Source organism: Rhodococcus sp. K11/5 (assembly GCF_055193735.1).
Window position 1 is genome coordinate 581619 of record NZ_CM143721.1, and the last position, 20372, is coordinate 601990.

Annotated in this window: 21 protein-coding genes and 1 tRNA gene; 13 read left to right on the top strand and 9 right to left on the bottom strand. The window is 69.1% G+C overall.

Going from position 1 to position 20372, the window contains the following annotated elements:
* Positions 1–83: 83 nt before the first annotated feature.
* From ACY466_RS02845 to ACY466_RS02855, 3 genes are all read left to right on the top strand, one after another.
* Entirely contained in the window at positions 84–446 is a 363-nt protein-coding gene (locus tag ACY466_RS02845; RefSeq protein ID WP_463249685.1) for an LGFP repeat-containing protein, read from the top strand.
* Positions 447–516: 70 nt separating this feature from the next.
* A complete protein-coding gene (gene yczR / locus ACY466_RS02850; protein ID WP_463249687.1) occupies positions 517–1977 on the top strand; it encodes a MocR-like transcription factor YczR in 1461 nt (486 codons plus the stop codon).
* 427 nt (positions 1978–2404) lie between these two features.
* Positions 2405–2632: a DUF3072 domain-containing protein gene (locus ACY466_RS02855; RefSeq protein ID WP_463249689.1), complete on the top strand. Its 228-nt coding sequence runs from the start codon at positions 2405–2407 to the stop codon at positions 2630–2632.
* An 82-nt stretch (positions 2633–2714) separates the two neighbouring features.
* On the opposite strand, the gene ACY466_RS02860 is transcribed toward ACY466_RS02855, so the two are convergent.
* Positions 2715–3089: a winged helix-turn-helix transcriptional regulator gene (locus ACY466_RS02860; RefSeq protein WP_463249691.1), complete on the bottom strand. Its 375-nt coding sequence runs from the start codon at positions 3087–3089 to the stop codon at positions 2715–2717.
* A gap of 128 nt (positions 3090–3217) precedes the next feature.
* On the opposite strand from ACY466_RS02860, the gene ACY466_RS02865 reads away from it, so the two are divergent.
* Complete coding sequence (locus ACY466_RS02865; protein WP_463249693.1) at positions 3218–4075, top strand: NmrA family NAD(P)-binding protein; 858 nt, start codon at positions 3218–3220, stop codon at positions 4073–4075.
* Positions 4076–4371: 296 nt separating this feature from the next.
* The gene (locus ACY466_RS02870) at positions 4372–4692 is read left to right on the top strand and encodes an STAS domain-containing protein (RefSeq protein ID WP_463249694.1); all 321 of its coding nucleotides are present in this window, start codon (positions 4372–4374) and stop codon (positions 4690–4692) included.
* Between the two features lie 54 nt (positions 4693–4746).
* Here ACY466_RS02870 and ACY466_RS02875 read toward each other — a convergent pair whose 3' ends face one another.
* The 4 genes from ACY466_RS02875 to ACY466_RS02890 form a co-directional block, all read right to left on the bottom strand.
* The gene (locus ACY466_RS02875; protein WP_463249696.1) at positions 4747–5928 is read right to left on the bottom strand and encodes an alcohol dehydrogenase catalytic domain-containing protein; all 1182 of its coding nucleotides are present in this window, start codon (positions 5926–5928) and stop codon (positions 4747–4749) included.
* Positions 5929–5958: 30 nt separating this feature from the next.
* A complete protein-coding gene (locus ACY466_RS02880; RefSeq protein WP_463252119.1) occupies positions 5959–6837 on the bottom strand; it encodes an SDR family oxidoreductase in 879 nt (292 codons plus the stop codon).
* 111 nt (positions 6838–6948) lie between these two features.
* The gene (locus ACY466_RS02885; RefSeq protein WP_463249698.1) at positions 6949–8004 is read right to left on the bottom strand and encodes an NAD(P)H-binding protein; all 1056 of its coding nucleotides are present in this window, start codon (positions 8002–8004) and stop codon (positions 6949–6951) included.
* 95 nt (positions 8005–8099) lie between these two features.
* On the bottom strand, positions 8100–9050 hold the full coding sequence (locus ACY466_RS02890; RefSeq protein WP_463249700.1) for a DAPG hydrolase family protein: 951 nt from the start codon (positions 9048–9050) through the stop codon (positions 8100–8102).
* Positions 9051–9260: 210 nt separating this feature from the next.
* On the opposite strand from ACY466_RS02890, the gene ACY466_RS02895 reads away from it, so the two are divergent.
* The 3 genes from ACY466_RS02895 to ACY466_RS02905 all read left to right on the top strand — a co-directional run bounded on the left by ACY466_RS02895 (position 9261) and on the right by ACY466_RS02905 (position 10965).
* Positions 9261–9842 carry a TetR/AcrR family transcriptional regulator gene (locus tag ACY466_RS02895; RefSeq protein WP_463249702.1) on the top strand — a complete coding sequence of 194 codons (582 nt, stop codon included), beginning with the start codon at positions 9261–9263 and terminating at the stop codon, positions 9840–9842.
* Positions 9843–9879: 37 nt separating this feature from the next.
* Entirely contained in the window at positions 9880–10317 is a 438-nt protein-coding gene (locus ACY466_RS02900) for a hypothetical protein (protein WP_463249704.1), read from the top strand.
* A gap of 81 nt (positions 10318–10398) precedes the next feature.
* Complete coding sequence (locus tag ACY466_RS02905; RefSeq protein WP_463249706.1) at positions 10399–10965, top strand: hypothetical protein; 567 nt, start codon at positions 10399–10401, stop codon at positions 10963–10965.
* 39 nt (positions 10966–11004) lie between these two features.
* Here ACY466_RS02905 and ACY466_RS02910 read toward each other — a convergent pair whose 3' ends face one another.
* Both ACY466_RS02910 and ACY466_RS02915 read right to left on the bottom strand, forming a co-directional pair.
* Positions 11005–12324: a lipase family protein gene (locus tag ACY466_RS02910; protein WP_463249707.1), complete on the bottom strand. Its 1320-nt coding sequence runs from the start codon at positions 12322–12324 to the stop codon at positions 11005–11007.
* A 256-nt stretch (positions 12325–12580) separates the two neighbouring features.
* Positions 12581–13387, bottom strand: a complete 807-nt coding sequence (locus ACY466_RS02915) for a transglutaminase-like domain-containing protein (RefSeq protein ID WP_463249709.1) — start codon at positions 13385–13387, stop codon at positions 12581–12583.
* A 49-nt stretch (positions 13388–13436) separates the two neighbouring features.
* Between ACY466_RS02915 and ACY466_RS02920 the strand changes: the two genes are divergently transcribed.
* Positions 13437–14870 carry a sensor domain-containing phosphodiesterase gene (locus ACY466_RS02920; protein ID WP_463249711.1) on the top strand — a complete coding sequence of 478 codons (1434 nt, stop codon included), beginning with the start codon at positions 13437–13439 and terminating at the stop codon, positions 14868–14870.
* Positions 14871–15021: 151 nt separating this feature from the next.
* On the opposite strand, the gene ACY466_RS02925 is transcribed toward ACY466_RS02920, so the two are convergent.
* A tRNA-Gly gene (locus tag ACY466_RS02925) sits at positions 15022–15095 on the bottom strand.
* Positions 15096–15192: 97 nt separating this feature from the next.
* Here ACY466_RS02925 and dcd point away from each other — a divergent pair.
* The 4 genes from dcd to ACY466_RS02945 all read left to right on the top strand — a co-directional run bounded on the left by dcd (position 15193) and on the right by ACY466_RS02945 (position 19812).
* Positions 15193–15759 (top strand): dCTP deaminase, encoded by a 567-nt coding sequence (gene dcd, locus ACY466_RS02930; RefSeq protein ID WP_463249713.1) that lies wholly within the window; start codon positions 15193–15195, stop codon positions 15757–15759.
* A gap of 104 nt (positions 15760–15863) precedes the next feature.
* Positions 15864–17573, top strand: coding sequence for an Hsp70 family protein (locus tag ACY466_RS02935; protein WP_463249715.1), 1710 nt, complete (start codon positions 15864–15866; stop codon positions 17571–17573).
* Between the two features lie 85 nt (positions 17574–17658).
* Positions 17659–18783, top strand: a complete 1125-nt coding sequence (locus ACY466_RS02940; RefSeq protein WP_463249717.1) for a hypothetical protein — start codon at positions 17659–17661, stop codon at positions 18781–18783.
* Positions 18784–18897: 114 nt separating this feature from the next.
* A complete protein-coding gene (locus ACY466_RS02945) occupies positions 18898–19812 on the top strand; it encodes an Hsp70 family protein (RefSeq protein WP_463249718.1) in 915 nt (304 codons plus the stop codon).
* A 19-nt stretch (positions 19813–19831) separates the two neighbouring features.
* Here ACY466_RS02945 and ACY466_RS02950 read toward each other — a convergent pair whose 3' ends face one another.
* On the bottom strand, positions 19832–20308 hold the full coding sequence (locus tag ACY466_RS02950) for an ATP-binding protein (RefSeq protein ID WP_463249720.1): 477 nt from the start codon (positions 20306–20308) through the stop codon (positions 19832–19834).
* Positions 20309–20372: the final 64 nt, after the last annotated feature.

Consider the following 20372-nt stretch of genomic DNA (forward strand, 5'->3'; position numbering starts at 1 on the left):
CATACTGTGCGGTATCAGCACTGTGAAGTCGGACAAATCACCTCCGATCGCGGTGCTGGGCGTTTCGAAGGTGGAGGTCCACCATGGACAGCACGTACGTCGGGCTCGAAGTGTTCGCGTGCCAGTTCGATCGGTTCTCCCTCGAGCACTCCTGGATCGGACATCGCACCGGTGAGCTGATGCTCGGCCCGCGCGGCGGCGGCATGCTCGAGTTCCAACACGCCACCGTCTTCGCGTTGCCCGAGGGGAGTGCGCACGAGGTGCACGGCGAGATCCTCGCCTGGTACCTCGGCCACGGAGGGCCCGGCGGGACGCTGGGCTATCCGGTGGCGAACGAGAAGCGCACGCCCACCGGCCACGGCCGGTACAGCGTCTTCGAGGGTGGCACCGTCGGATGGCTCCCCGGCACCGGAGCCTTTCTCATGGGTGAGGTGCGCACGGCCTGACCGGGCCCGCCCTGCATCGGCGGCGGACTGGACTTGGTGAGCAAGGCCAGTTCGGTCGATACTGGCCTGCATGGTGACTCGGGTGATCGGCGCGTCCTCCCTCTCCCGTGATCTGGGTCGGTGGCGCGGCGACGGTGGATCCGGCCGACCTCGCGAGCGCCCGGTCTACCGCGCCCTCGCCGACGGCATCCGGTTGCTGGTGCACGACGGTCGTATCCCCCTCGGTGTCGCGCTGCCCAGCGAACGCGACCTGTCCAAGGAACTCGATCTGTCCCGCACCACCGTCACCAGTACCTACGCGCTCCTGCGGGACGAGGGCTATCTGCGCAGCCGGCAGGGATCGCGCAGCACGGTGGCCATGCCCGATCGCGCGCGCGGCACGGCGGCCGCGGGGCCGGTGTTCGCCTCGGCGGGTCCCGTCATCGACATGACACACGCCGCCGTCACCGCTCCCTCAGATGCCGTGACGAGCGCGTATTCCGTTGCGCTCGAACAGCTTCCGGAATACTACTCCGGCCACGGTATCGAACCCGTGGGCTTGGCCGTTCTCCGCGAGGCGATCGCTCGACGGTACGCGGAGCGGGGATTGCCGACCACCGCGGATCAGGTGATGGTGACCTCGGGGGCGCAGCAGGCATGGCGGTTGCTGCTCGAGGTCCTCGCGTCGCCGGGGGATCGGGTCGTCGTCGACCACCCGACCTACCCCAATGCGTTGGAAGCGTTGCGCCGCACCGCGGCTCGGCCGGTTCCGGTGCCCCTGTTGCCGTCGGGAGTGTGGGACGTGGAGGGGATCCGCAGCGCGGCGACGCAGACCTCGGCGCGCATGGCGTACGTGCTTCCGGACTTCCACAACCCCACCGGGGCGCTGCTGGACGCGGACGGCCGGGCCGCGCTGGCGTCCGTCGCGCGGGCGACCGGCATGACACTGGTGGTCGACGAGTCGATGGCCGACCTGTGGATCGACGCGCCACCCCCGCCGCCGGTCGCGTCGGTGGGGCATCCGGCGACGGTGGTGACCATCGGGTCGGCGTCGAAGTCGTACTGGGGCGGCCTGCGTGTGGGGTGGATCCGTGCGGCCCCGTCCTTGATCGCCCGGCTCGCCACGTCCCGCGCCGCGGTGGACATCGGCACGCCGATCATGGACCAGCTCGCGTGCGTCGCCCTCATCGAGCAACACGATGCGATCCTCGACGCCCGACGCGACGAGCTGCGCCGACACCGTGCCGCGCTGGTCGACGCGGTGCGCCGAGAGCTTCCGGAGTGGACGTTCGACGATGCGCCCGGCGGACTGTCGCTGTGGTGTCAGATGCCCGCGGCGGTGTCCACGGCGCTCGCCGCGGTGGCGCCCAGTCGCGGGGTGGTGATCGCCGCCGGCCCTCGCTTCGGTGTCGAGGGGGCCTTCGAGCGGTACGTTCGGCTGCCCTTCACGCAGGACGAGGAGTTGCTGGCCACGGCCGTCGCTCGGCTCGCGGCGGTGTACCGAACCTTGGCGCCCGGCTCGGGCGGGGGCGCGGGGTCGGTGGTGTTGTGAGCGGCCCCGCGCAATTTTCCGCGCCGGAAATGGAATTCCGGGGTGAAATCGGGTTATCGCCCGGTTTCGGTGGCCGGCGCCGAACCCGGACCGGTCGGTCCTTTGTCGGACGCGGAATCAATGGCGGGTGACGTCATTGTCGCGCCCGCGTCATCGGTCAGTTCTCCGATGTCCCAGGCACGCTCGGATCCGAGTTCCTCCCGGTCGGCACGGCGGGGCACGCGACCCAAAACAATGGCCGCCACAATACCCAGTACGACCCATGTCGCGAATACGAGCAGAACCACAGTCACACGTCGTTCTTAGCACCGTTGTCTTGGATTTCGCTGACAAAGCACGCCAATAGACGATTTGTTCATCTCACAGCGTCGCCGCACCGGCTTGTGGGGGGGTGTTTGGCGCCGATCGGGGAGGGGTAGTCGAACGCATGAGCGACAGCGACGCCAACAGCACCCAGCCCGAGCCCACCGACCTGAACGCGGAGAAGGATCCCTCCGACTGGGTCACCGGTGACGAGTCGATGACCGGACCGCAGAAGAGCTACCTGGAGACCCTGGCCAGGGAAGCGAAGGAAGAAGTTCCGGAGAACCTGACGAAGGCGCAGGCCTCGGAGATGATCGATCGCCTCCAGGGCGAAACGGGTCGGGGCAACTGACCCACCCCTCCACCTCGCAGCACGCATCCGCCCCCACTTCCTGTCGGCAGTGGGGGCGGATGTGTGTTCAGCGGGTGTGTGTTCAGCGCGAGTCGAAGGTCTCCCGCGACGCGGCGACGGTCGGCATGTTGGTCTCCACGAGTTCGATCAGATCGACGATGCGGGAAGCGACGTCGCGTCCGAGGTCGGTGAGGCTGTACTCGACCTTCGGGGGAATGGCTTCGAGGACCGTCCGCACCACGAGCCCATCGCGCTCGAGACGTTGCAGGGTCTGCGAGAGCATCCGCTCGCTCACGCCGTCGACGCGCCGCCGCAGGGCTCCGAACCGGTAGTCGCCCTCGGCCAACGCTCCGAGGGCGAGCAGTCCCCAGCGACTCGTGATGTCCTGCACGGTCTCCCGCGACGGACAGTTGCGGGAGAACACGTCGGCTTCCAGGCTCGGAGTCGCGTCGGTCATGACCCCACCATAGCACTGCGCGGCCAGTACCCCACGTGAAGTTTGCACTGCACTAAAAGTAAGTGCATAGTGACGAGGAAGCGTCCGACGGTCGTCGCCGGGCGCTCGATCACGTGAAGGGAAATGCCATGACCACCATTGCGGTAACCGGCGCCACCGGACAGCTCGGCTCGCTCGTCGTCTCCGAACTCCTCGACCGCGGGGTGGCGGCCTCGGACATCGTGGCCGTCGTTCGCAACGAGGCCAAAGCGGCGTCCATGGCCGAGCGCGGCGTACGGGTTCGGGTCGCCGACTACTCCGATGCCGACGCTCTCACCGCGGCGTTCTCCGGAGTCGATCGCGTCCTGTTGGTCTCGGGTTCCGAGCTCGGTCGGCGTGTCGAGCAACACGAGACGGTCATCGCTGCCGCGGAAACCGCCGGGGTGACCTTCCTGGCCTACACCAGCGTGCTCGCCGCGGACACCTCGTCCATCAGCCTCGCCCCCGAGCATCTCGCTACGGAGAAGCGGCTCGCCGCGTCGTCGTTGCAGGTCGCGCTGCTGCGAAACTCCTGGTACTGGGAGAACTATGCGTCCAACCTGGACGTGGCGCGCCATACCGGAACCGTGATCGGTAGTGCCGGAACCGGCCGTGTCGCCGGTGCCGCGCGCGCAGACCTCGCCGCTGCGGCGGCCGCGGTTCTCGTTGCCGACGATCAGGGCGGACAGGTGTACGAACTCGGCAGCGACGAGCGGTTGACCCTGACCGAGCTCGCGGCCGTCGTGGGCGAGCTGATCGGGGCCGAGGTGTCCTACACCGACCTCTCCGCGGCCGATCACGTGGCAGCACTGAAGGACGCGGGCCTGCCCGACGCGGTGGCGGAGATGCTCGCCAGCGCCGATGCCGGCATCGCCCGCGGGAATCTGGACACCGAGTCCGGCGATCTCGCGCGGCTGCTCGGGCGTGCTCCGGTGCGGGCGATCGACGCGTTGCGTCCGTTCGCCTGACGCTCGGCCCGTCCCCCGGCCGCTCGGCCGCTCGGCGGTCCCGCTGGCCCGAGTGAGGGGCACCCTGATGTCGCGAGACGGATCGAGGGTGCCCCTCACTCGTGCGGGGCGGGTGGCGCAAGGCTCACAAGTCACCGTTACCGATCCGTGACCCGCCGTTACCTGAACGTGATGTACGAGTTAGTTGCGCCGTCACCTACCTGCGTCAGACTTGTCTCACTGGCGGTCCAGACCACGGGCCTTTGCTTCCAGCTCCTACCTCGAGCCGAGCAGTACGCGCGCAAAGGAACACCCGCATGACCACTCTCGCCACCACCGCCCTCACGACGACCGCCCTCACGACCACCGAGTCCGACGGCATTCTGGCCGTCACGGGCGACATCGACCTGTTGACGGCCCCGGAACTCCACGACGCGATGACCACCGCGGCTCGCACGACGCCGGGCTTCGTGCTGGACCTGTCGGGCGTCGACTTCTTCAGCTCCGCCGGTGTCACGGTCATCGAAACCGTTGCCGCCGCTCATCCCGGGGCGGTGCGGGCCGTGATCGCACCGTCACCTCGCATGCGCCGCACGTTGGAGATCCTGGGCGTCACCCGCTTGGTCCCCATCGTCTGACCCGACACCGGGCACCGGGTCGCTCGATCAACGAGTCACCGGGTCATCCGAGGATCAGGGCTTCAACATCACCTTGATCGCACCGTCGGTCTTCTTCTGGAAGATGTCGTATCCGTGCGCCGCCTGATCCAGGGGAATCGTGTGCGTCGCGAAATCGTCCACACCGAGCGGATCGGCGTCCGTCAGCAGCGGCATGATGTCGTCGACCCAGCGCTTCACGTTGGCCTGTCCCATGTGCAGGCGCACCTGCTTGTCGAACATCGTCATCATGGGCATCGGGTCGGCCATGCCGCCGTACACACCCGAGATGGAGATCGTGCCGCCGCGGCGGACGATGTCGATCGCGGAGTACAGGGCACCGAGACGGTCCACCCCGGCCTTGCCCATGAAGGGCTTGGCCACCGCGTCGGGCAGCAGTCCGGCCAGTGTCTGTGCGGCCTTGGCCACCGGTGACCCGTGCGCTTCCATGCCGACGGCGTCGACGACGGAATCGGTACCGCGCCCGTCGGTCATGTCGCGGATCACGTCGCCGACACGTCCGCCGTGCTCGGCGAGGTCCACGGTGCGGACACCGCGGCTGCGGGCGCGGGCGAGGCGCTCGGGTACGCGGTCCACGCCGATCACGTCGTAGCCGAGGTGGACGCCGATGCGCGCGGCCATCTCACCGATGGGGCCGAGGCCGATGACGGTCAGCGAGCCACCGTCGGGAACGTCTGCGTACTGCACGCCCTGCCATGCGGTGGGCAGCACGTCCGAGAGGTAGACGAAACGCGAATCGTCCGGTCCCTCGGGCACTTTGATGTGCGTGAACTGCGCCTGCGGCACGCGCAACAGTTCGGCCTGGCCGCCGGGAACGCTGCCGTAGAGCTCCGAGAAACCGAACAGCGCTGCGCCCGTACCCTGCTCGCGAACCTGGGTGGTCTCGCACTGGGTGGGGAGCTTCTTGTCGCACATGTAGCAACTGCCACAGGCAATTTGGAACGGAACGACGATGCGGTCGCCGACCGAGAGGTTGTCGACGCCGCGGCCGACCTCGCGCACGATGCCCATGGGCTCGTGGCCGAGGATGTCGCCCTCGTTCATGTACATGCCGAGCGTCTCGTAGAGGTGCAGGTCCGACCCGCAGATGTTCGTCGAGGTCACCTCGATGATGGCGTCGGTCGGTTGCTGGATGATGGGGTCGGGGACGGTGTCGACGCGCACGTCGCGCTTGCCGTGCCAGGTCACTGCCTTCATGGTGGTCCTTCGATTCGTGTGGTGGGTGGATCAGGTGATCGGGGCGCCGCCGGTGACGCCGATGACCTGTCCGGTGATGTAGCTGGATTCGCCCGACGCCAGGAAGACGTAGGCGGGTGCGAGCTCCGCGGGCTGACCGGGTCGCTTCATCGGGACCTGGTCACCGAAACCGGCGACGTTGTCGGCCGGCATCGTCGCAGGGATGAGTGGAGTCCAGATCGGCCCCGGCGCAACGACGTTCACCCGGATGCCCTTGGCGATGACGTCGTTGGCCAACCCCTTGGAGAAGTTGATGATCCCGGCCTTGGTGGTGGCGTAGTCCATCAGTTCCGCGGAGGGGTTGACGCCCTGTACCGATGACGAGTTCACGATCGTCGACCCCGGCTCCATGACGGCCACGGCCTTCTTGCTCAACCAGAAGAGCGCGTACAGGTTGGTCTTGAGCACTCGATCGAACTGGTCGGAGGTGATGTCCGCGATGCCGCCGCTCTGCGCCATCTGGAACGCGGCGTTGTTGACCAGGATGTCGAGCCCGCCGAGTTCGCTCATCGCGGTGTCGATCAGTGTGGCGCAATGCTGTTCGGTGGTGATGTCGCCCGGTGCCTTCACCGCGCGGCGTCCTGCCTGCTCCACCAGACGCACCGTCTCGAGTGCGTCGGTCTCCTCCGCTTCGAGGTAACTGATCACCACGTCGGCGCCTTCGCGGGCGAAGGCAAGGGCGACGGCGCGGCCGATACCGCTGTCGGCGCCGGTGATCAGCGCCTTGCGACCGGTGAGTCGACCGGATCCGCGGTAGGTGTCCTCGCCGTGGTCCGGCGTGGTCCGCATGTCGGCGGTCAGGCCGGGGTGTTCGAGAGCAGGCTGACCCTCCCGGTCCGGAACTGCGAACGCCAGCAGCGGATCTCGCATGGTGTATTGATCGACGGCAGGTCGATCGGCGGACGCGGAACCAGGAGAGTGGGTCATCGTCGTGGGGTACCCGACCACGCGGTCGTGAATCCTCCCCCCCGGGGGGCGCCATCACATCGGGTTGAGCAGCACCCCTCGCAGCCGGGAGGGCGCGTCGTGCACCACGCCGCCGTTCTCGAGGCGCACCATGCCGCCGGCCCAGGACGGGTCGGTGTCGGCCGCGTTCTGCGGATCCGTCGTGCCCTCGGTCTCGGTGCCCTCGGGTGCGGTGGCCGTCAGCGAACGGGTGATGGCCTCGTCCAGTCCGATCAGCGGGTGCGCGGCGCGAGCGAAAGTGTCGGTCGCGGCGTTACCGCGGCGGACGATCATGTCGTGGTGCAGGCTGTCGACGAGGGAGATCACCGTCCCCGGCGGCATCGCGGTGATGGTGGCCACGGCTCGGCCCACGAGCGGCGTGGGAAGCAGCGGGACCGTGAACTGCCGACGCTTCAGCCGCGCGATCGACGCGTAGCGCTGCAACAGCTCCGGGTAGGTGAGGACCTCCGTGCCGCCGATGTCGAACGAGCCGGGCGTCGACTCACCGCCCGCGGCGTCGGCGAGGATGTCCACGACGTCGGCGGTCGCGATGGGTTGGACCTTCTTGACCATCCAGCTGGGAATGGGTGTGACCGGGAGTCGCTCGACCATGCGTCGCACCAGTTCGAACGACGTCGATCCCGAACCGAGGATGATCGCCGCACGCAACACCGTGGCGTCGACGGTGGAGTTCAGGAACACCTTCTCCACCTGCAGCCGCGAACGGATGTGGTCGGAGAGGTTCATGTCGTCGTCCGGAACGTGGCCGGAGAGGTACACGATGCGCCCGACGCCGTGCGTCTCCGCCGCCCTGGCGACGGCCTCGGCGGCCTCGCGGTCCTTCTCGACGAAGTCGCCGTCGTCCATCGAGTGCACGAGGTAGACGACGGTGTCCATGGTGCGGACGGCGGCGTCGATGGAGCCGGGATCGGTGATGTCGAAGTGGGTGGGGGTGACCTTCTCGCCCCACGCGAACGACGCGGCCTTCCCGTCGTCGCGCATGGCGGCGAACACCTCGTGTCCGTCGGCGATGAGGGCGGGGACGAGCCGGGAGCCGATGTATCCGGTGGATCCGGTGACCAGAATGCGCAAGAGAAACCTTCCGATGGGTTCGGAACGGATACCCGGGGCTCCCCGCCGCCAACCCCCGTCGCCGACCCGTCGGCCCGGGTGTGGCGCACCACCCGTCAGGAGAACTCTGCGTGGAGCTCCGGCAGGAATCCCGCCAGGTGGTTCATCTCCTGTCCGCAGTGCAGCAGGAGGTCGCGGCCGAGGTCGAGGCCGAGATCGAGGTCTGCCGGGTCCACCGTCGCGCCGCGAGCGACGGCGCAGGCCGCCTGCGAGACGTCGGGAACCTTGAGTCCGCGCAGGTTGAGGTAGAAGCGCGAGCGCATTTCGGCGCCGTCGGGTGTGGGCCGCACCTGATGGGCGAGCCACCCGAGGTCGACGGGGGCGATGCTGCTTCCGACCCGGCCGAACACGACGGTCTGACCGTCGGGCACGTCGAACCCGTGTGCGAGCGGGTCGCGGAACTGGATGGCCAACTGCTGCAACTTGGGGCCGACGTACTCGTCGACGTAGGTGGTGTTCCCGATGTACTTCTCGCGGTCGGGGACGGCCTCCCCGGTGCGGTCCCGACGCAGCGAGGCGTGCAGGTGCGCGTCGGGATGCCACAACTTGTAGCGTGCCGCTTCCGTGGAGTGCCAGCCGAACCACCAGTCCCACATCGCCGCGGTCACGCGCGGCATCGGGGTGTGCACAGCGACGAAGGTGACGCCGTCGCGGGCCCGCCCGTACCCGGTCTCGACGGCGGAGGTGCCCGTGGGTGAGAGATCGGTGGCGAGGGTCTCGAACGGGGGAACCGCGTCCGCCGGTATCGGGGGGCCCGCGAACGCGGTGCGGACCGACTCGGGTGCCGGTGTGGTGCTGTCCGCCATGTACGCGGCGTACGGCCGGCGCCGGTCCTCGGCGCGATAGCCCTGATAACGCTCGGTGCAGTTCGGGCCCGATGCGCTGCCGAGCGGGGACGCGGAGCTGCGCGCCGCCGTCCCCGTCGCCGCCCCCACCACCGACGCGACCGCCAGCACCGCCCCCGCCGTGAGCAACCGACGCCGTCCGAGATCCCCGTTTCTCAACATCTGTACAGACAACGCCGTGACCGGAATCCTGTCAACCGGCCGATTCGGCGATCGAAGAGCGTGCGAGACGGTGCGAGTCGTGGTTGTATCTCAACGGCCGTCATCTCGGGTCCCGAGTTGGCGGAGAGTACGGCCGCCGTGGCGAACCGCAGGGGGGTTCGCACGGCGCATGAGGACCGAGGATCGTCGCGCACGACTACCGTGTCTGCGATGAGCGTCAGTGGGAAGCCGGGCCGGTCGGGGGACCGGCGCTCGGTCATCGCCGAGGCCGCGGTGCGCGTGCTCGCCGAGCGCGGGCCCCGCGGCTTCACCCACCGCGCGGTCGACGAGGCGGTCGGCCTCGGCGCCGGGGCCGTCAACTACCACGCCCCCAACCGTGGTGCGCTGCTCTCCCTCGCCCTCGAGGAGGTCTTCCGCGGTGACCTGGAGGTGGCCGTGCGTCACTTCTCTCTGACGGACTGGAGCGAGCCTCACGTCGTCGACGCGATCGTGGGCTTCGTGACGCAGATGTGCGACGAGCCCCATCGCGCGCGGGTCGTGGCCCGCCACCACCTGCTCGGCGAGGGGTTGTACCGCCCGGAACTCAAGGTTGTGTTCGACGGTCAACGAGCCGCGTTCGTCGCGCTGGTCGTCCACGGTCTGACCGCATCGGGTCGGCCGGCCACCGTCGCGTCGGCGGAACTGCTCGCGATGTCGATCGACTCCCTGTTGGCCCGTCAGGTGATCATCGGGACGGAACCGCTTGCGGTGGAGGAGATCACGCGCATCGCACAGCTCATCACCCGTCCCTGACGATTCCTCGGGCACCGTTCGGGGTACTCGCACGGTCATGACCGACGAGCGTGAACGAACGAGCCAGAACCATCTCCGGCCCGAGGGGGTGGACGATGCCACCGTCTCCGCGGTGGGGTCGGTGTCCGAAGCTCTCGAATGGGTGGAACGCGCTCGTGGACACCTGTACAGCTTCCATCAGTTGATGGGCCACGCGGATCTCCAGATGGGCAGCGCCGCAGACGAACTCAGGGAAGCCGGACACGGTGATGCCGCCGACCGCCTCGAGCGCGAGATCATCGGCCGCAACGTGGTCGAGGGTCGGTGGACCTTCCAGCTGGTCGAGGATTTCGACGACAACTACTGGACCACGGTGCGCGAGCACGAGCGTCGTATTCGCGACGAATTGCAGGGCGGCCGTAGGCATGTCTTCGAGGCGGAGATGAAGCAGGATCGCCGCACCCACGGCCGGCGGGGACACGAAGCAACGCCGTGACCAGGGTTGGGGTTGCCGGACTCGGGTACCCAAGGCGTGGCGGCCACTGATCCGAGGACCGCCGAATCCCGAGGAGACACCATGTCGACAAGCAACATCGTAGTTCGATCCATGCACGACATCGGCGCAGCAGCCTGGTTCGGCGGTTCACTCATGGGAGCCCTCGGCGTCAACGGCGCAGCCGACGAGGTCGAGGACTCCAAGGACCGCGCTCGCGTCGCCGCAGCGGGTTGGGCCAAGTGGGCCCCCATCAACGCGGCCGCCATCGGTCTGCACGCCATCGGTGGTCTGGGCCTGATTCTGGAGAACCGCGGCCGCGTGGCCCACCAGTCCGGCGTCGGCGCGAACACCGCCGTCAAGACCGTGATCACCCTCGCTGCCGCCGGCGTCACGTTCTACAGCGGCGCACTCGGTGCCAAGGTGGGGGCAGCCGGTCAGGACGCCGTCACCGCCGGTGCGACCACGCCCACGGCGTCCACCCCGAAGGACGTCGCCGCGGCCCAGAAGAACCTGAAGATCACGCAGTGGGTCATCCCCGTGCTCACCGGAGCCGTCGTGCTCCTCGGCACCCAGCAGGGCGAGCAGCAGCGCACCACCGCCGTCACCTCCGGCATCGGCAAGAAGGTCGCCGAGCGCCTCGCTTCCTGATTCTCTCCGCGAACCGAACCGAACCGAACTGGGCCGGCTTCAACGAAGTGGTCGGCCCACCAACGCTTTTCCGGCCGTCAGGCCGAAGGACAGCAACCCGCTGATGCCGCGCACCGAGAGCGCTGTGGACCACACGGTCTCGGTGCGAGGCGCGGGCAGCGGTCGACCCGCGAAGCGATCCGCGATCCAGTCCAGGTTCAGCGGGGTCGACAGCGGATGCAACATGATGTGGTCGCTGAGTCGATCGCGCAGATACGTCACGTGCGCACCGGCGTCGCGGTACCGCTCCACCTGACCGTCGACGTCGTCGGCGGCGATGATCGGATCGTGAACGGCCTGCACCACCAGCAGCGGAAAATCCGGTGCGCTGCGGCCGGGTTGGATGTCGACGAACATCTGCACCAGTTCCGGCGTGGCCATGACGTCGGCGAGCGGAATAGTCGTGTACTGATCCAGATCGTGCTTCGCCAGGCGCACCATCGCGTGCATCGTCGTCATGCGCTGCACGGAGTCCAGGATGGCCAGGCCCTTCGGCTCCACGTGCTCTCGGATGGTGCGGTCGAGTGCGGGGTACGTCCGGCGCAGGCCGGCCACCACCATCGTGGGGAGCGCCGCGTAGAACGTGCCGTTGAGCCGGGCGAACGCCGATGCGGGATCACCCACGGGCGACCCCAGCGCCGCGCCCACGATGTCGAGCTCCGGTGCGTAGTCGCCCGCCGTCTCCGCGGCCCACGACGTCGCGAGGCCGCCACCCGAATAACCCCACAGCGCAACGGGTGTCGAGGAATCGAGGCCTACGAGCCCGCAGGACAGCGAGGCGCGTACGGCATCGAGGGTGCAGTACCCCGGTTCCATCGGGGCTCCCCAGTGCCCGTCGGACCCCTCGTGATCGGGAATGGAGATGACCCAACCGCGCCGCAGCGCGTAGAGAATGATGAACAGTTCGAACTGGGGGAGGGCGCCGCGTGCCCGCGCTCCCGCTCGCAGCGCGTACGAGGGGAAGCATCGATCCGCGACCGCGTCGATGGCGCACTGGTACGACAGCAGTGGCCGCCCTCCGACGGGCTCGGTGGTCTCGGGCGTCAGAATCGTGGTGACGCTCGCACACGCGCGGCCCTCGAGGTCCTGCGTGCGGAAGAGCAACTGCCAGGCGGACACGCGCTGGGGGATGACGCCGAGCAGCGCGAGCCGAACCGGCCGACGACGCAGAACCGTTCCCGGATCGGCGTTCTCGAAGCCCGTGGGCGGACGGTAGAACGGATCTTTCTCGGGGGTGGAGACGGTGCCGTCGGGCCACTCCTCGACCAGCGAGGATTCGGCGTCGGACGCCGTGCGCGCCGCTCGAGGTCTCGTCGTCATCTCGTGTCCCACTTCCCGGTTCGTCCGGTAACGGTAACCCGGCGTGGCGGAGACCACCATGGTCGGGCCGTGACGACCCTCAGACACGCGGTCCGACCAGCGCATGCGCTCCGAACCGAAATCGAGTCCCCACCGAGACGTGCACCTACGGTGGGAACCCGATTCACGCGACCCGTGGCGGTTTCTTCACCACGGGCCGTCGCGTGGAACTACCCCGATCCGAGCGGTACGAATCTGCGGGCGCCCGGGCAGGGCTTCACGTCAGAGCGACGAGCTCCGTGATGTCGTCCGTCGGCAGCTCGCCGTCCACCACCGCGGTCACCGTCGAGCTGTTCAACGTGATCGCGCCCTTGTGGTTGTCCAGGAACGCGGTGTCGGCCGCGTCGCGCCCGGTGGCGATGCGCACGAGCGTCGAGCGTGGGGCCAGGCAGGTGGCGTCGACGACGCGCCAGGTGTCCCCGACGAGCGCTTCCGCGACCGCGTGGAAGTCCATCGGGTCGCAGCCGGGCGCGTAGACGGCCACCAGGCGGGCCGGAACGTTCAGCGCACGCAGCATCGCGACCACCAGGTGGGCGTAGTCGCGGCACACGCCCGCCCCCGCGAGGAGAGTGTCGGCCGCGCCGTCGATGGGGTCGCTGCTGCCGGGCACGTACGACAGGCGTCGGCCCACCCAGTCGGAGATCTTCCCCAGCAGCACCTCGTCGTCGGACTCCCCGCCGAACTCGGTGGCGGCGAACCCGAAGAACTTGTCCGCCTCCGCGTATCGGCTAGGACGCAGGTAGATCGAGCGATCGAGCTCGGTGACGGGCGCGGGCTCCGCGGCGCCGTCCACGGTCGCCGAGTAGTCGACCGTCAGGTTGCCGGTACCGACCTCGAGGACATGGATGCGGTTGCCGTGCGACCCGGCGACCTCCGTAGGGTGCACCGCGGTTCCGTCGAGCAGAAAGGTCAGGGATTCGGTGACCGTCGCGCCCGGGTGCGGGGCGACGGCGATCTGGAATTCCAGGGTGGTCGGCGCGGTGACGTCGACATCGAGTCGGGCAGAGACGTTGCGGCGGTTCACAGCAGTACTCGGTTCACAGGGTTGCTTTCCGTTCGAGAGAGGTGGGTCGATGCCCGGACACCACGGTGCCGACGCATCGGATTACCCACCTCGAGCGGTCCCGACGCGGCCTGTGGTCCCCGACACCATCCGGCACGGCGACAGCTTCGAATCGGTCACGTCCGACCGGTACCGAATGCCCGGTCTCGACCGAATCGGGGGTTCGGTGCACGCGAACGCCGGCGAGATCGAGCCTGCCGAGGCTCGGCGCGTTCTCGCATCGGTCGAATCGGCGGCCGCGGTGGTGCCGCTGTTCCAGCCGATCGTCGACATCGAGTCCGGACGCGTCGTGGGATACGAGGCGCTCTCGCGCTGGCCCGCCGAGCCCGGCGTCGACCCCACCTCCGTCTTCGTCGCCGCTCGCCGCCTCGGCCGCATCGTCGAGGTCGACGCCGCGTGCCGCCGCGCGGTGATGAAGGCCGCGAAGCGCTTGCAGCCCGGAACGACCCTTTTCGTCAATCTCGAGCCCGATACTCTGGGTGCTGCGTTGGCTGCGGGCGAAGACGTGTTCGGCCCGGACGCCCACGGTCTGCGGGTCGTCCTGGAATTGACGGAACGCGCGCTGCTCGAGAACCCGGCAGAACTCATCTCGGTGGTGGAGGCGGCGCGCGCTCGCGGATTGGGCATCGCGCTCGACGACGTCGGCGCAGCACCGGAGTCGATGGCCCTGCTGTCCCTCATCGCGCCGGACGTGGTCAAGCTCGACGCTTCCCTGTTGGCCGACGTGCCGACGGACGATCAGATGCGCGTCGTCGTCGGTGTCACGGCCTACGCGCAGTCGTTGGGCGCGACCGTGCTCGCCGAGGGAGTCGAGACGGATGCCCAGCGCGTGCGGGCGCGCTCCCTGGGCGCGACGCTCGCGCAGGGCTGGTCCTACGGTCGACCGGCACCGTTGCCGCGCCGGGCGCGGCGGTCGCTGCCCCGGTGGGTGCCGCATCGGGCTCGGCCGTCGATTCCGTTGCTCTCGCACAGCTTCGACGTGCCGGCCTTCCCGTCCGACGCGTTGAGTACCGGGCGCTCGCTCGAGTCCACGAAAGAGGGTCTGCTGCGACTGTGTCTGTTTCTCGAGAAGCAGGCCGCCGAGGTGCCCGAGCCGCTCACCGTATTGGCGGGGTTCGGCGACATCCGGCGGTTCACCAGCGGTACCGCCGACCGGTATGCCGCTCTGGCGCAACGCAATCCGTTCGTCGCGGTGCTCGGGGTGGGCATGGAGGCATGCCCGGCGCCGGGCGTGCGCGGCACGAGCATTGCGGTGGGCGAGCCGTTCGTCGACGAGTGGACGCTGGTGTTGGTGGGGCAGCAGTACTACGTGGCCTTGGTGGCGCGCGATCTCGGGGACGGCGGGCCCGAGGCGGAGCGCCGCTTCCGCTTCGCGATCACCTTCGATCGGTGCACGGTGGTGAACGTCGGGCGGTCGGTGATGAGGAGGATCGCGGCGACCTGAGCGCTCGGGTTTGGTTGCGCGCCGGATTCGGTCGCACGTCGGATTCGCACACCTTGCATCGATCCGCACCGCCTGCAGCGCGCTGGAACCGGTGCGAACGTACGGCAACCGGTGCGGATTCGCGGCCGCTCATCCGAGACGAGGGAACTCGTGGAGCCGATGACGGGAATCGAACCCGCGTATTCAGCTTGGGAAGCTGATGTTCTGCCATTGAACTACATCGGCGTGCACCACCGCAGCGGTGCGAGCCCAGGTTATCAGGGCGCCCTCGCATGCGGCGCACGGTCCGCCGACCCCTGCTCGACCCATTACCCTTCACTGCGTGCTGCTCTCCGATCGTGACATCAAGGCCGAGGTCGACGCCGGCAATCTCGGAATCGACCCGTTCGACCCCGCCATGGTGCAGCCGTCGAGCGTGGACGTGCGCCTCGACAAGATGTTCCGCGTCTTCAACAACACCCGCTACACGCACATCGACCCGTCGTTGCGCCAGGACGAGCTGACGTCGCTGGTCGAGCCGGACGAGGGCGAGCCGTTCGTGCTGCATCCCGGTGAATTCGTGTTGGGGTCGACGCTCGAACTGACGACGCTGCCGGACTATCTCGCCGGTCGACTGGAGGGGAAGTCGTCGTTGGGCCGGTTGGGCCTGCTCACCCACTCGACGGCGGGCTTCATCGATCCGGGGTTCAGCGGACACATCACGTTGGAGTTGTCGAACGTCGCGAACCTGCCCATCACGCTGTGGCCCGGCATGAAGATCGGACAGTTGTGCCTGTTCCGGCTGTCCAGCCCGTCCGAGAATCCGTACGGCAGTTCCGGCGTCGGTTCGAAGTACCAGGGCCAGCGCGGACCCACCCCGTCGAAGGCGTATCTGAACTTCTCGAAATAGACGGAAAGTTTGTTTTCTCGGGTTGTTACGTTGCCCAAGCCTGTTTGACGTCGTAGTCTTGGTCGGTCCGTACAGTCCTCCCGAGGCCCCGATGGCGGTGAACCATGACCCCAGGTACGTCCGACTCGTTCGGTTCGTCGACGAGCTTCGGGTTGTCCGTGAGCACCGGGTGTGTGCGCGGGGTCCTCGTGTCGCCGGACGGCCACGTCACCGACGCCCAGTTCGCCCCGATCTCGATGGACCGCCCGTTGGACTCCGCGATCGAGGCGGCCGCCGATCTGGCGCGCACGATGGGTCGGGAGACACCGGTCCTGGCCGTCGGTGGTGACCCGGCCGATACGTACGCCGAGCCGGGGGCGCGGCTGATCAGCGAGTGCGATGCGTTCCTCGCGGCCGCTCGGGTCGACGGACGGCTCGACGCGGCCCGCACCATTGCCGTCGTCGATCTCGGCCGCACCGGTACCCGCATCCACGTTCTCGACGCGTACACCGGGCAACTCCACGCCAGTTCCGGTCACGACGACTTCTCGGGCGACGGCTGCGACATGGCGATCCTCGACCATCTGGCCGTGACCTACGGCGCCGCGGAGAAGATGACGCCCGACGCGATGAGCCGGTTGGGTCGCGATTGCGCCATCGCCAAGGAGATGCTGTCCGACGAGCGCGCGGTCGACCTGTCCGGACCGTTCCTCGCACCGTCGGTTCGGTTGCGGCGCACCGAGTTCGAGGACATCGTCGGCCCCTCTCTGCTCACCGTGATCGCTGCGGTGACCGCGGCCGTGAGCGCCGACGTCGACGCCGTGCTCTTGGTCGGTGGGGGCGCCTCGATCCCTCTCGTCCAACGCGCGGTCGCCACCGCGGTGAGCGTCCCCGTGATCACTCCGCGGTGGCCGCACCTGTTCGCTGCCATCGGCGCCGCGCACCTGTCGAGGGTCATTCCGGTTCCGGCGTCGCCACCCCCGGTCGATGCATCTCTCACGTCGGCCAGCGCCCTCGCCTCCGCTACCGTCCTGACCCCGGTCGCAGCAGACTTCGCCGGAGACGACGCGGACACGACGTCGTTCGCGCCGATCACCGCCGGCCCGGCCCCCGAGAACAGCCCGGCCCCCGAGAACACCAAGCCCCGGCTCCCAACGCCTCGTACCCCCACGTCCCGCACGCCGGCCCCGCCCACCACGCGCCGTGCCTCGAAGAACCGTTCATCGCAGAACCGTGCCTCCAAGAACCGCCGCCGCGCGCGCCCCGCCGTCCTGGTCGGCGCCGCCGCTCTGGCCGCCATCGCGACGTTCGGTGCGGTGGCCGGCGCGTCGGGACGCGGTGACGTCGAACCGGTGCGTGCCCCGGATCGTGCGGTCATGACCGAGCCGGTCGACATCGCCGCGGTCACGGAAGCGCCGACGGCACCTCCCGCGGCGCCGTCCCTCGAACCGCCGCTCACGCCCCCGGACGACGCGGTGGACACCTCGACCGATACCGCGACCGGGCTCGACACCACGACCGAGTCCACGGCCCCCGAATCGATCGTCGAACCTCCGGTCGGTGCGGCGAGCACCCCGATTCCCGACGCCGACACACCCGCCGAACAGCGCCCGCGCACCTCGCGGCCGAACGCAGCGGCGCAGGGTCGCCCCGACACGCCGCCGCGGGCCACCCCGCGCCCGTCGCGTCCGGACCCGGCCCCCACCGCGGTGCCGTCGGCGACCACGACGTCATCTTCGGCCACGTCGACGCGAACCAGCACGACCACGACGCACTCCAGCACGAATTCCGCTTCCAAGCCGCCGTCGTCGACGTCCGGCGGCGCACCCGGATGAACGCGGAACCGATCACCGGTCGCACCCGAACGTCACCGCCGACGGCACCGGCCGTCGCGCACACCCTGCAGGTAGAGGATTCACCATGCACATAGTTCTGGGCTTGTCCGCGACCGACACCGAGGTGACCGCGGCGTTGGTGGACAGCGAACTTCCGCAGTTGGGTCCGGTGGACGACCGCACGACGCCCATCGAGTCCGGGGTGGGCGACGCGGTGGCCGCGGCGGTCGGGGTGATGCTGCTCCGCGCGACCCGCGCCGACCTCAGTGTCGAGTCCGCAGCGGTCGCGTATCGGGATCCGTCACAACGCGCGTCGATCGCGGACGCCCTCGAACGGCAGTTCTTCACCGGGGTCGATCTGGTGGACCATGCCGAGCTGGACACGGCCTACCCGTCTGCGGTCGGCGCCGCGATGTGGTCGGCCGGGAGCGACGACGACGGCGAACTCGGTTCGACCGCAGCGGCCCCGGTGCTGCTCGAGTCACCACCGCCGCCGGCCGCGCACGATCGGCGCCGCAGCCTCGCCGTGGTGGGCGCCGGGATCGCCGCGGCGCTGCTGGCGGGATCGGTCGCGATCTGGTCGGTCGCGGGTGCGCAGGCGCCGGACTCCGTCGGCGTGACGCAGCCGCTGTCGGAATCCACCGATGGGTCGAGGCCGGCGAGTTCCGGTACGACGCCGGGATCGGCTCTGCCGCAGGCAGTGTCACCCGCAGACGCTTCCGTGGGATCCGACACCGCGGCCCCCGGCGCGGCGGCGCCGAACGGCCGGACACCGGGCAGTGCATCCACCCCCGGCGCGGTCTCGAACGGCGGCGCGGCCACGGGCGGAGCCGCCGACGGTGGTGCCGTGCCGTTCGGAGGCGCGGTGCCGTTCGACATCGCTCCCGAGGCTGCCGCCCCGGGCGCCGCACCGCAGAACGCGTCGCCGACACGGGACCGCTCGCCCGTGACGCGTCCGACGCTGGGCCGTCCGGGTGGAGCCGCCACCGGGGGATCGGGAGGCGGCGGCGCGGGCAATCCGGGCACCGGCAATCCGGGCACCGGCGGTGCGGGCACCACGACCGGTGGCACCCCCGCTCCCACCGGCGGTGGGACGAGCAGCCCCGCGCCGGAGAGTTCCGACCCCGCGCCCAGCGACCCGGTCCCCGACGAAGAACCCAGTGACACCGTCGGCGCCGGACCGAGCCTCGACGAGTCCGCGGTGGGGTAAACCCCCTCGGCGTTGTGAAACCAACCAGAAGTGATCGATAGACGCTCGAAACAATACGAACGACGGTTTACCTCCCTATGATTCGATCAGGTCGAGTCGAGGACGGGGCGGAACATGCGAGCAGTGGTGGGGGTGTCGCTGGGGGCGTCGGCCGTGCGCGCGGCGATCATGGATCCGATGGGTCGGGCGCTGCTCGGCACCGAATCGGTGGCGGGTGCCGCGGGGGACGACCGGCTCGCCTCGGCCGTGCAGTTCGTGTCCTCGATCTGCGACCGTCACGACGGTGATCGGTCGAGCGCGGTGCTGGTGGTCCCGGACGACCCGCAGTCCCGCATCGGGCACACGGCCCTGTCGGTGTTCGACGGCGGATGCGTGCGATTGGCGTCGGAGCTCGGAGCCCAGCTGATCTACCTGCGGATGCGCGGTCTCGTGGAGCCGGGGACCACGGTGGCCGTGGTCGACACGGGCAAGAGCGGGACCTCGGTGTCGGTCGTGGACGTCTCGACCGGTTACGTGCACGACGCGACGTGGACCGATCGGTTCCGCGGCAGCGCGTTCGCCGACACGATTCTGGAGCACGTGATGGCGGCGTACGCGTCGTCGGAGCCGATGTCCGCCACGGCCGCCGAGCAGTTGAGCGATGGTGTGGACTGGGCGATGGAGATGCTCGCTTTGCATCGGGTGGTGCGGGTGGGCGGACCGTTCGTCGGCGGCACGGTGAACATCTGGCGGACCACCGTCGATCGACTGATGCTCGACTACGTGACCGACACTGCGGAATGGGTGTCGACGGTGCTGCGGGCGTCGGGTCGTCGCATCGACGGCGTCGTGCTCGCCGGAGGACCGGCCAACCTACCGCTGTTCCGGGGTGTCTACGCCCGCGAATGGGGCGAACGCATGATCATGCCGCCGGATCCTCAGACGTTCGCGGCGAAAGGTGCCGCGTTGCTGGCCGCGCGTCGAGCAGCGGATTCGGGCCGGGTGCCGGTGGTGGCCCCGAGCCGGCGGTCGCACGCCCTCGTGCACTGAGCGGCCCGGGAGGCACCGCCTACAGATTCCAGTGCATCCGAACGACGGTTCCCGTCGAGTCCGAGCTGACCTCGGCGCCGTCGGCGAGTGCCTGGATGAGCGGAATGCCGCGTCCGCGGCGCGGGTCGTGATCCGGCACCATCCACGTTCCCTGGTCTTCGACGATCACGGTGAGTTCCGACTTCCCGGCGTAGCGGGCGTGCACCGTCACATTGTGCGGAGCCGCCTCGGCGCCACCGACGTACGCGTGCTCGACACTGTTGGCGAGGGCCTCGTACGTGGCGAGGATGACGTCCTGGCTGCGGTCCTCGTCGATACCCAGTGCCCGGAGCCACGACAGCACGGTGGAACGGACCGCGGTGAGTCGCCGAGGTTCGGCGGGGACGTCGTCGATGGACAGCTCGGTGACCGCATCGTGTCCGGGGGTCGCGTCGTGCCCGGAAGTCGCTGCGGTCTGCTCGTCGATTCGCGGCCTCTCATCCAAGTTCGCCGTCATGGGACCGGCATACCCACTCGGCGAGGTTTCTCACCGATCGGGGGAAGAAAACCGCCGTACGGGG

Excerpts from the sequence above, each read along its gene's own strand:
- ACY466_RS02845 (WP_463249685.1), top strand. The coding sequence starts at position 84 with ATGGACAGCACGTACGTCGGGCTCGAAGTGTTCGCGTGCCAGTTCGAT.
- yczR (WP_463249687.1), top strand. The coding sequence starts at position 517 with ATGGTGACTCGGGTGATCGGCGCGTCCTCCCTCTCCCGTGATCTGGGT.
- ACY466_RS02855 (WP_463249689.1), top strand. The coding sequence starts at position 2,405 with ATGAGCGACAGCGACGCCAACAGCACCCAGCCCGAGCCCACCGACCTG.
- ACY466_RS02860 (WP_463249691.1), bottom strand. The coding sequence starts at position 3,089 with ATGACCGACGCGACTCCGAGCCTGGAAGCCGACGTGTTCTCCCGCAAC.
- ACY466_RS02865 (WP_463249693.1), top strand. The coding sequence starts at position 3,218 with ATGACCACCATTGCGGTAACCGGCGCCACCGGACAGCTCGGCTCGCTC.
- ACY466_RS02870 (WP_463249694.1), top strand. The coding sequence starts at position 4,372 with ATGACCACTCTCGCCACCACCGCCCTCACGACGACCGCCCTCACGACC.
- ACY466_RS02875 (WP_463249696.1), bottom strand. The coding sequence starts at position 5,928 with ATGAAGGCAGTGACCTGGCACGGCAAGCGCGACGTGCGCGTCGACACC.
- ACY466_RS02880 (WP_463252119.1), bottom strand. The coding sequence starts at position 6,837 with ATGCGAGATCCGCTGCTGGCGTTCGCAGTTCCGGACCGGGAGGGTCAG.
- ACY466_RS02890 (WP_463249700.1), bottom strand. The coding sequence starts at position 9,050 with ATGTTGAGAAACGGGGATCTCGGACGGCGTCGGTTGCTCACGGCGGGG.
- ACY466_RS02895 (WP_463249702.1), top strand. The coding sequence starts at position 9,261 with ATGAGCGTCAGTGGGAAGCCGGGCCGGTCGGGGGACCGGCGCTCGGTC.
- ACY466_RS02900 (WP_463249704.1), top strand. The coding sequence starts at position 9,880 with ATGACCGACGAGCGTGAACGAACGAGCCAGAACCATCTCCGGCCCGAG.
- ACY466_RS02905 (WP_463249706.1), top strand. The coding sequence starts at position 10,399 with ATGTCGACAAGCAACATCGTAGTTCGATCCATGCACGACATCGGCGCA.
- ACY466_RS02910 (WP_463249707.1), bottom strand. The coding sequence starts at position 12,324 with ATGACGACGAGACCTCGAGCGGCGCGCACGGCGTCCGACGCCGAATCC.
- ACY466_RS02920 (WP_463249711.1), top strand. The coding sequence starts at position 13,437 with ATGCCCGGACACCACGGTGCCGACGCATCGGATTACCCACCTCGAGCG.
- ACY466_RS02935 (WP_463249715.1), top strand. The coding sequence starts at position 15,864 with ATGACCCCAGGTACGTCCGACTCGTTCGGTTCGTCGACGAGCTTCGGG.
- ACY466_RS02940 (WP_463249717.1), top strand. The coding sequence starts at position 17,659 with ATGCACATAGTTCTGGGCTTGTCCGCGACCGACACCGAGGTGACCGCG.
- ACY466_RS02945 (WP_463249718.1), top strand. The coding sequence starts at position 18,898 with ATGCGAGCAGTGGTGGGGGTGTCGCTGGGGGCGTCGGCCGTGCGCGCG.
- ACY466_RS02950 (WP_463249720.1), bottom strand. The coding sequence starts at position 20,308 with ATGACGGCGAACTTGGATGAGAGGCCGCGAATCGACGAGCAGACCGCA.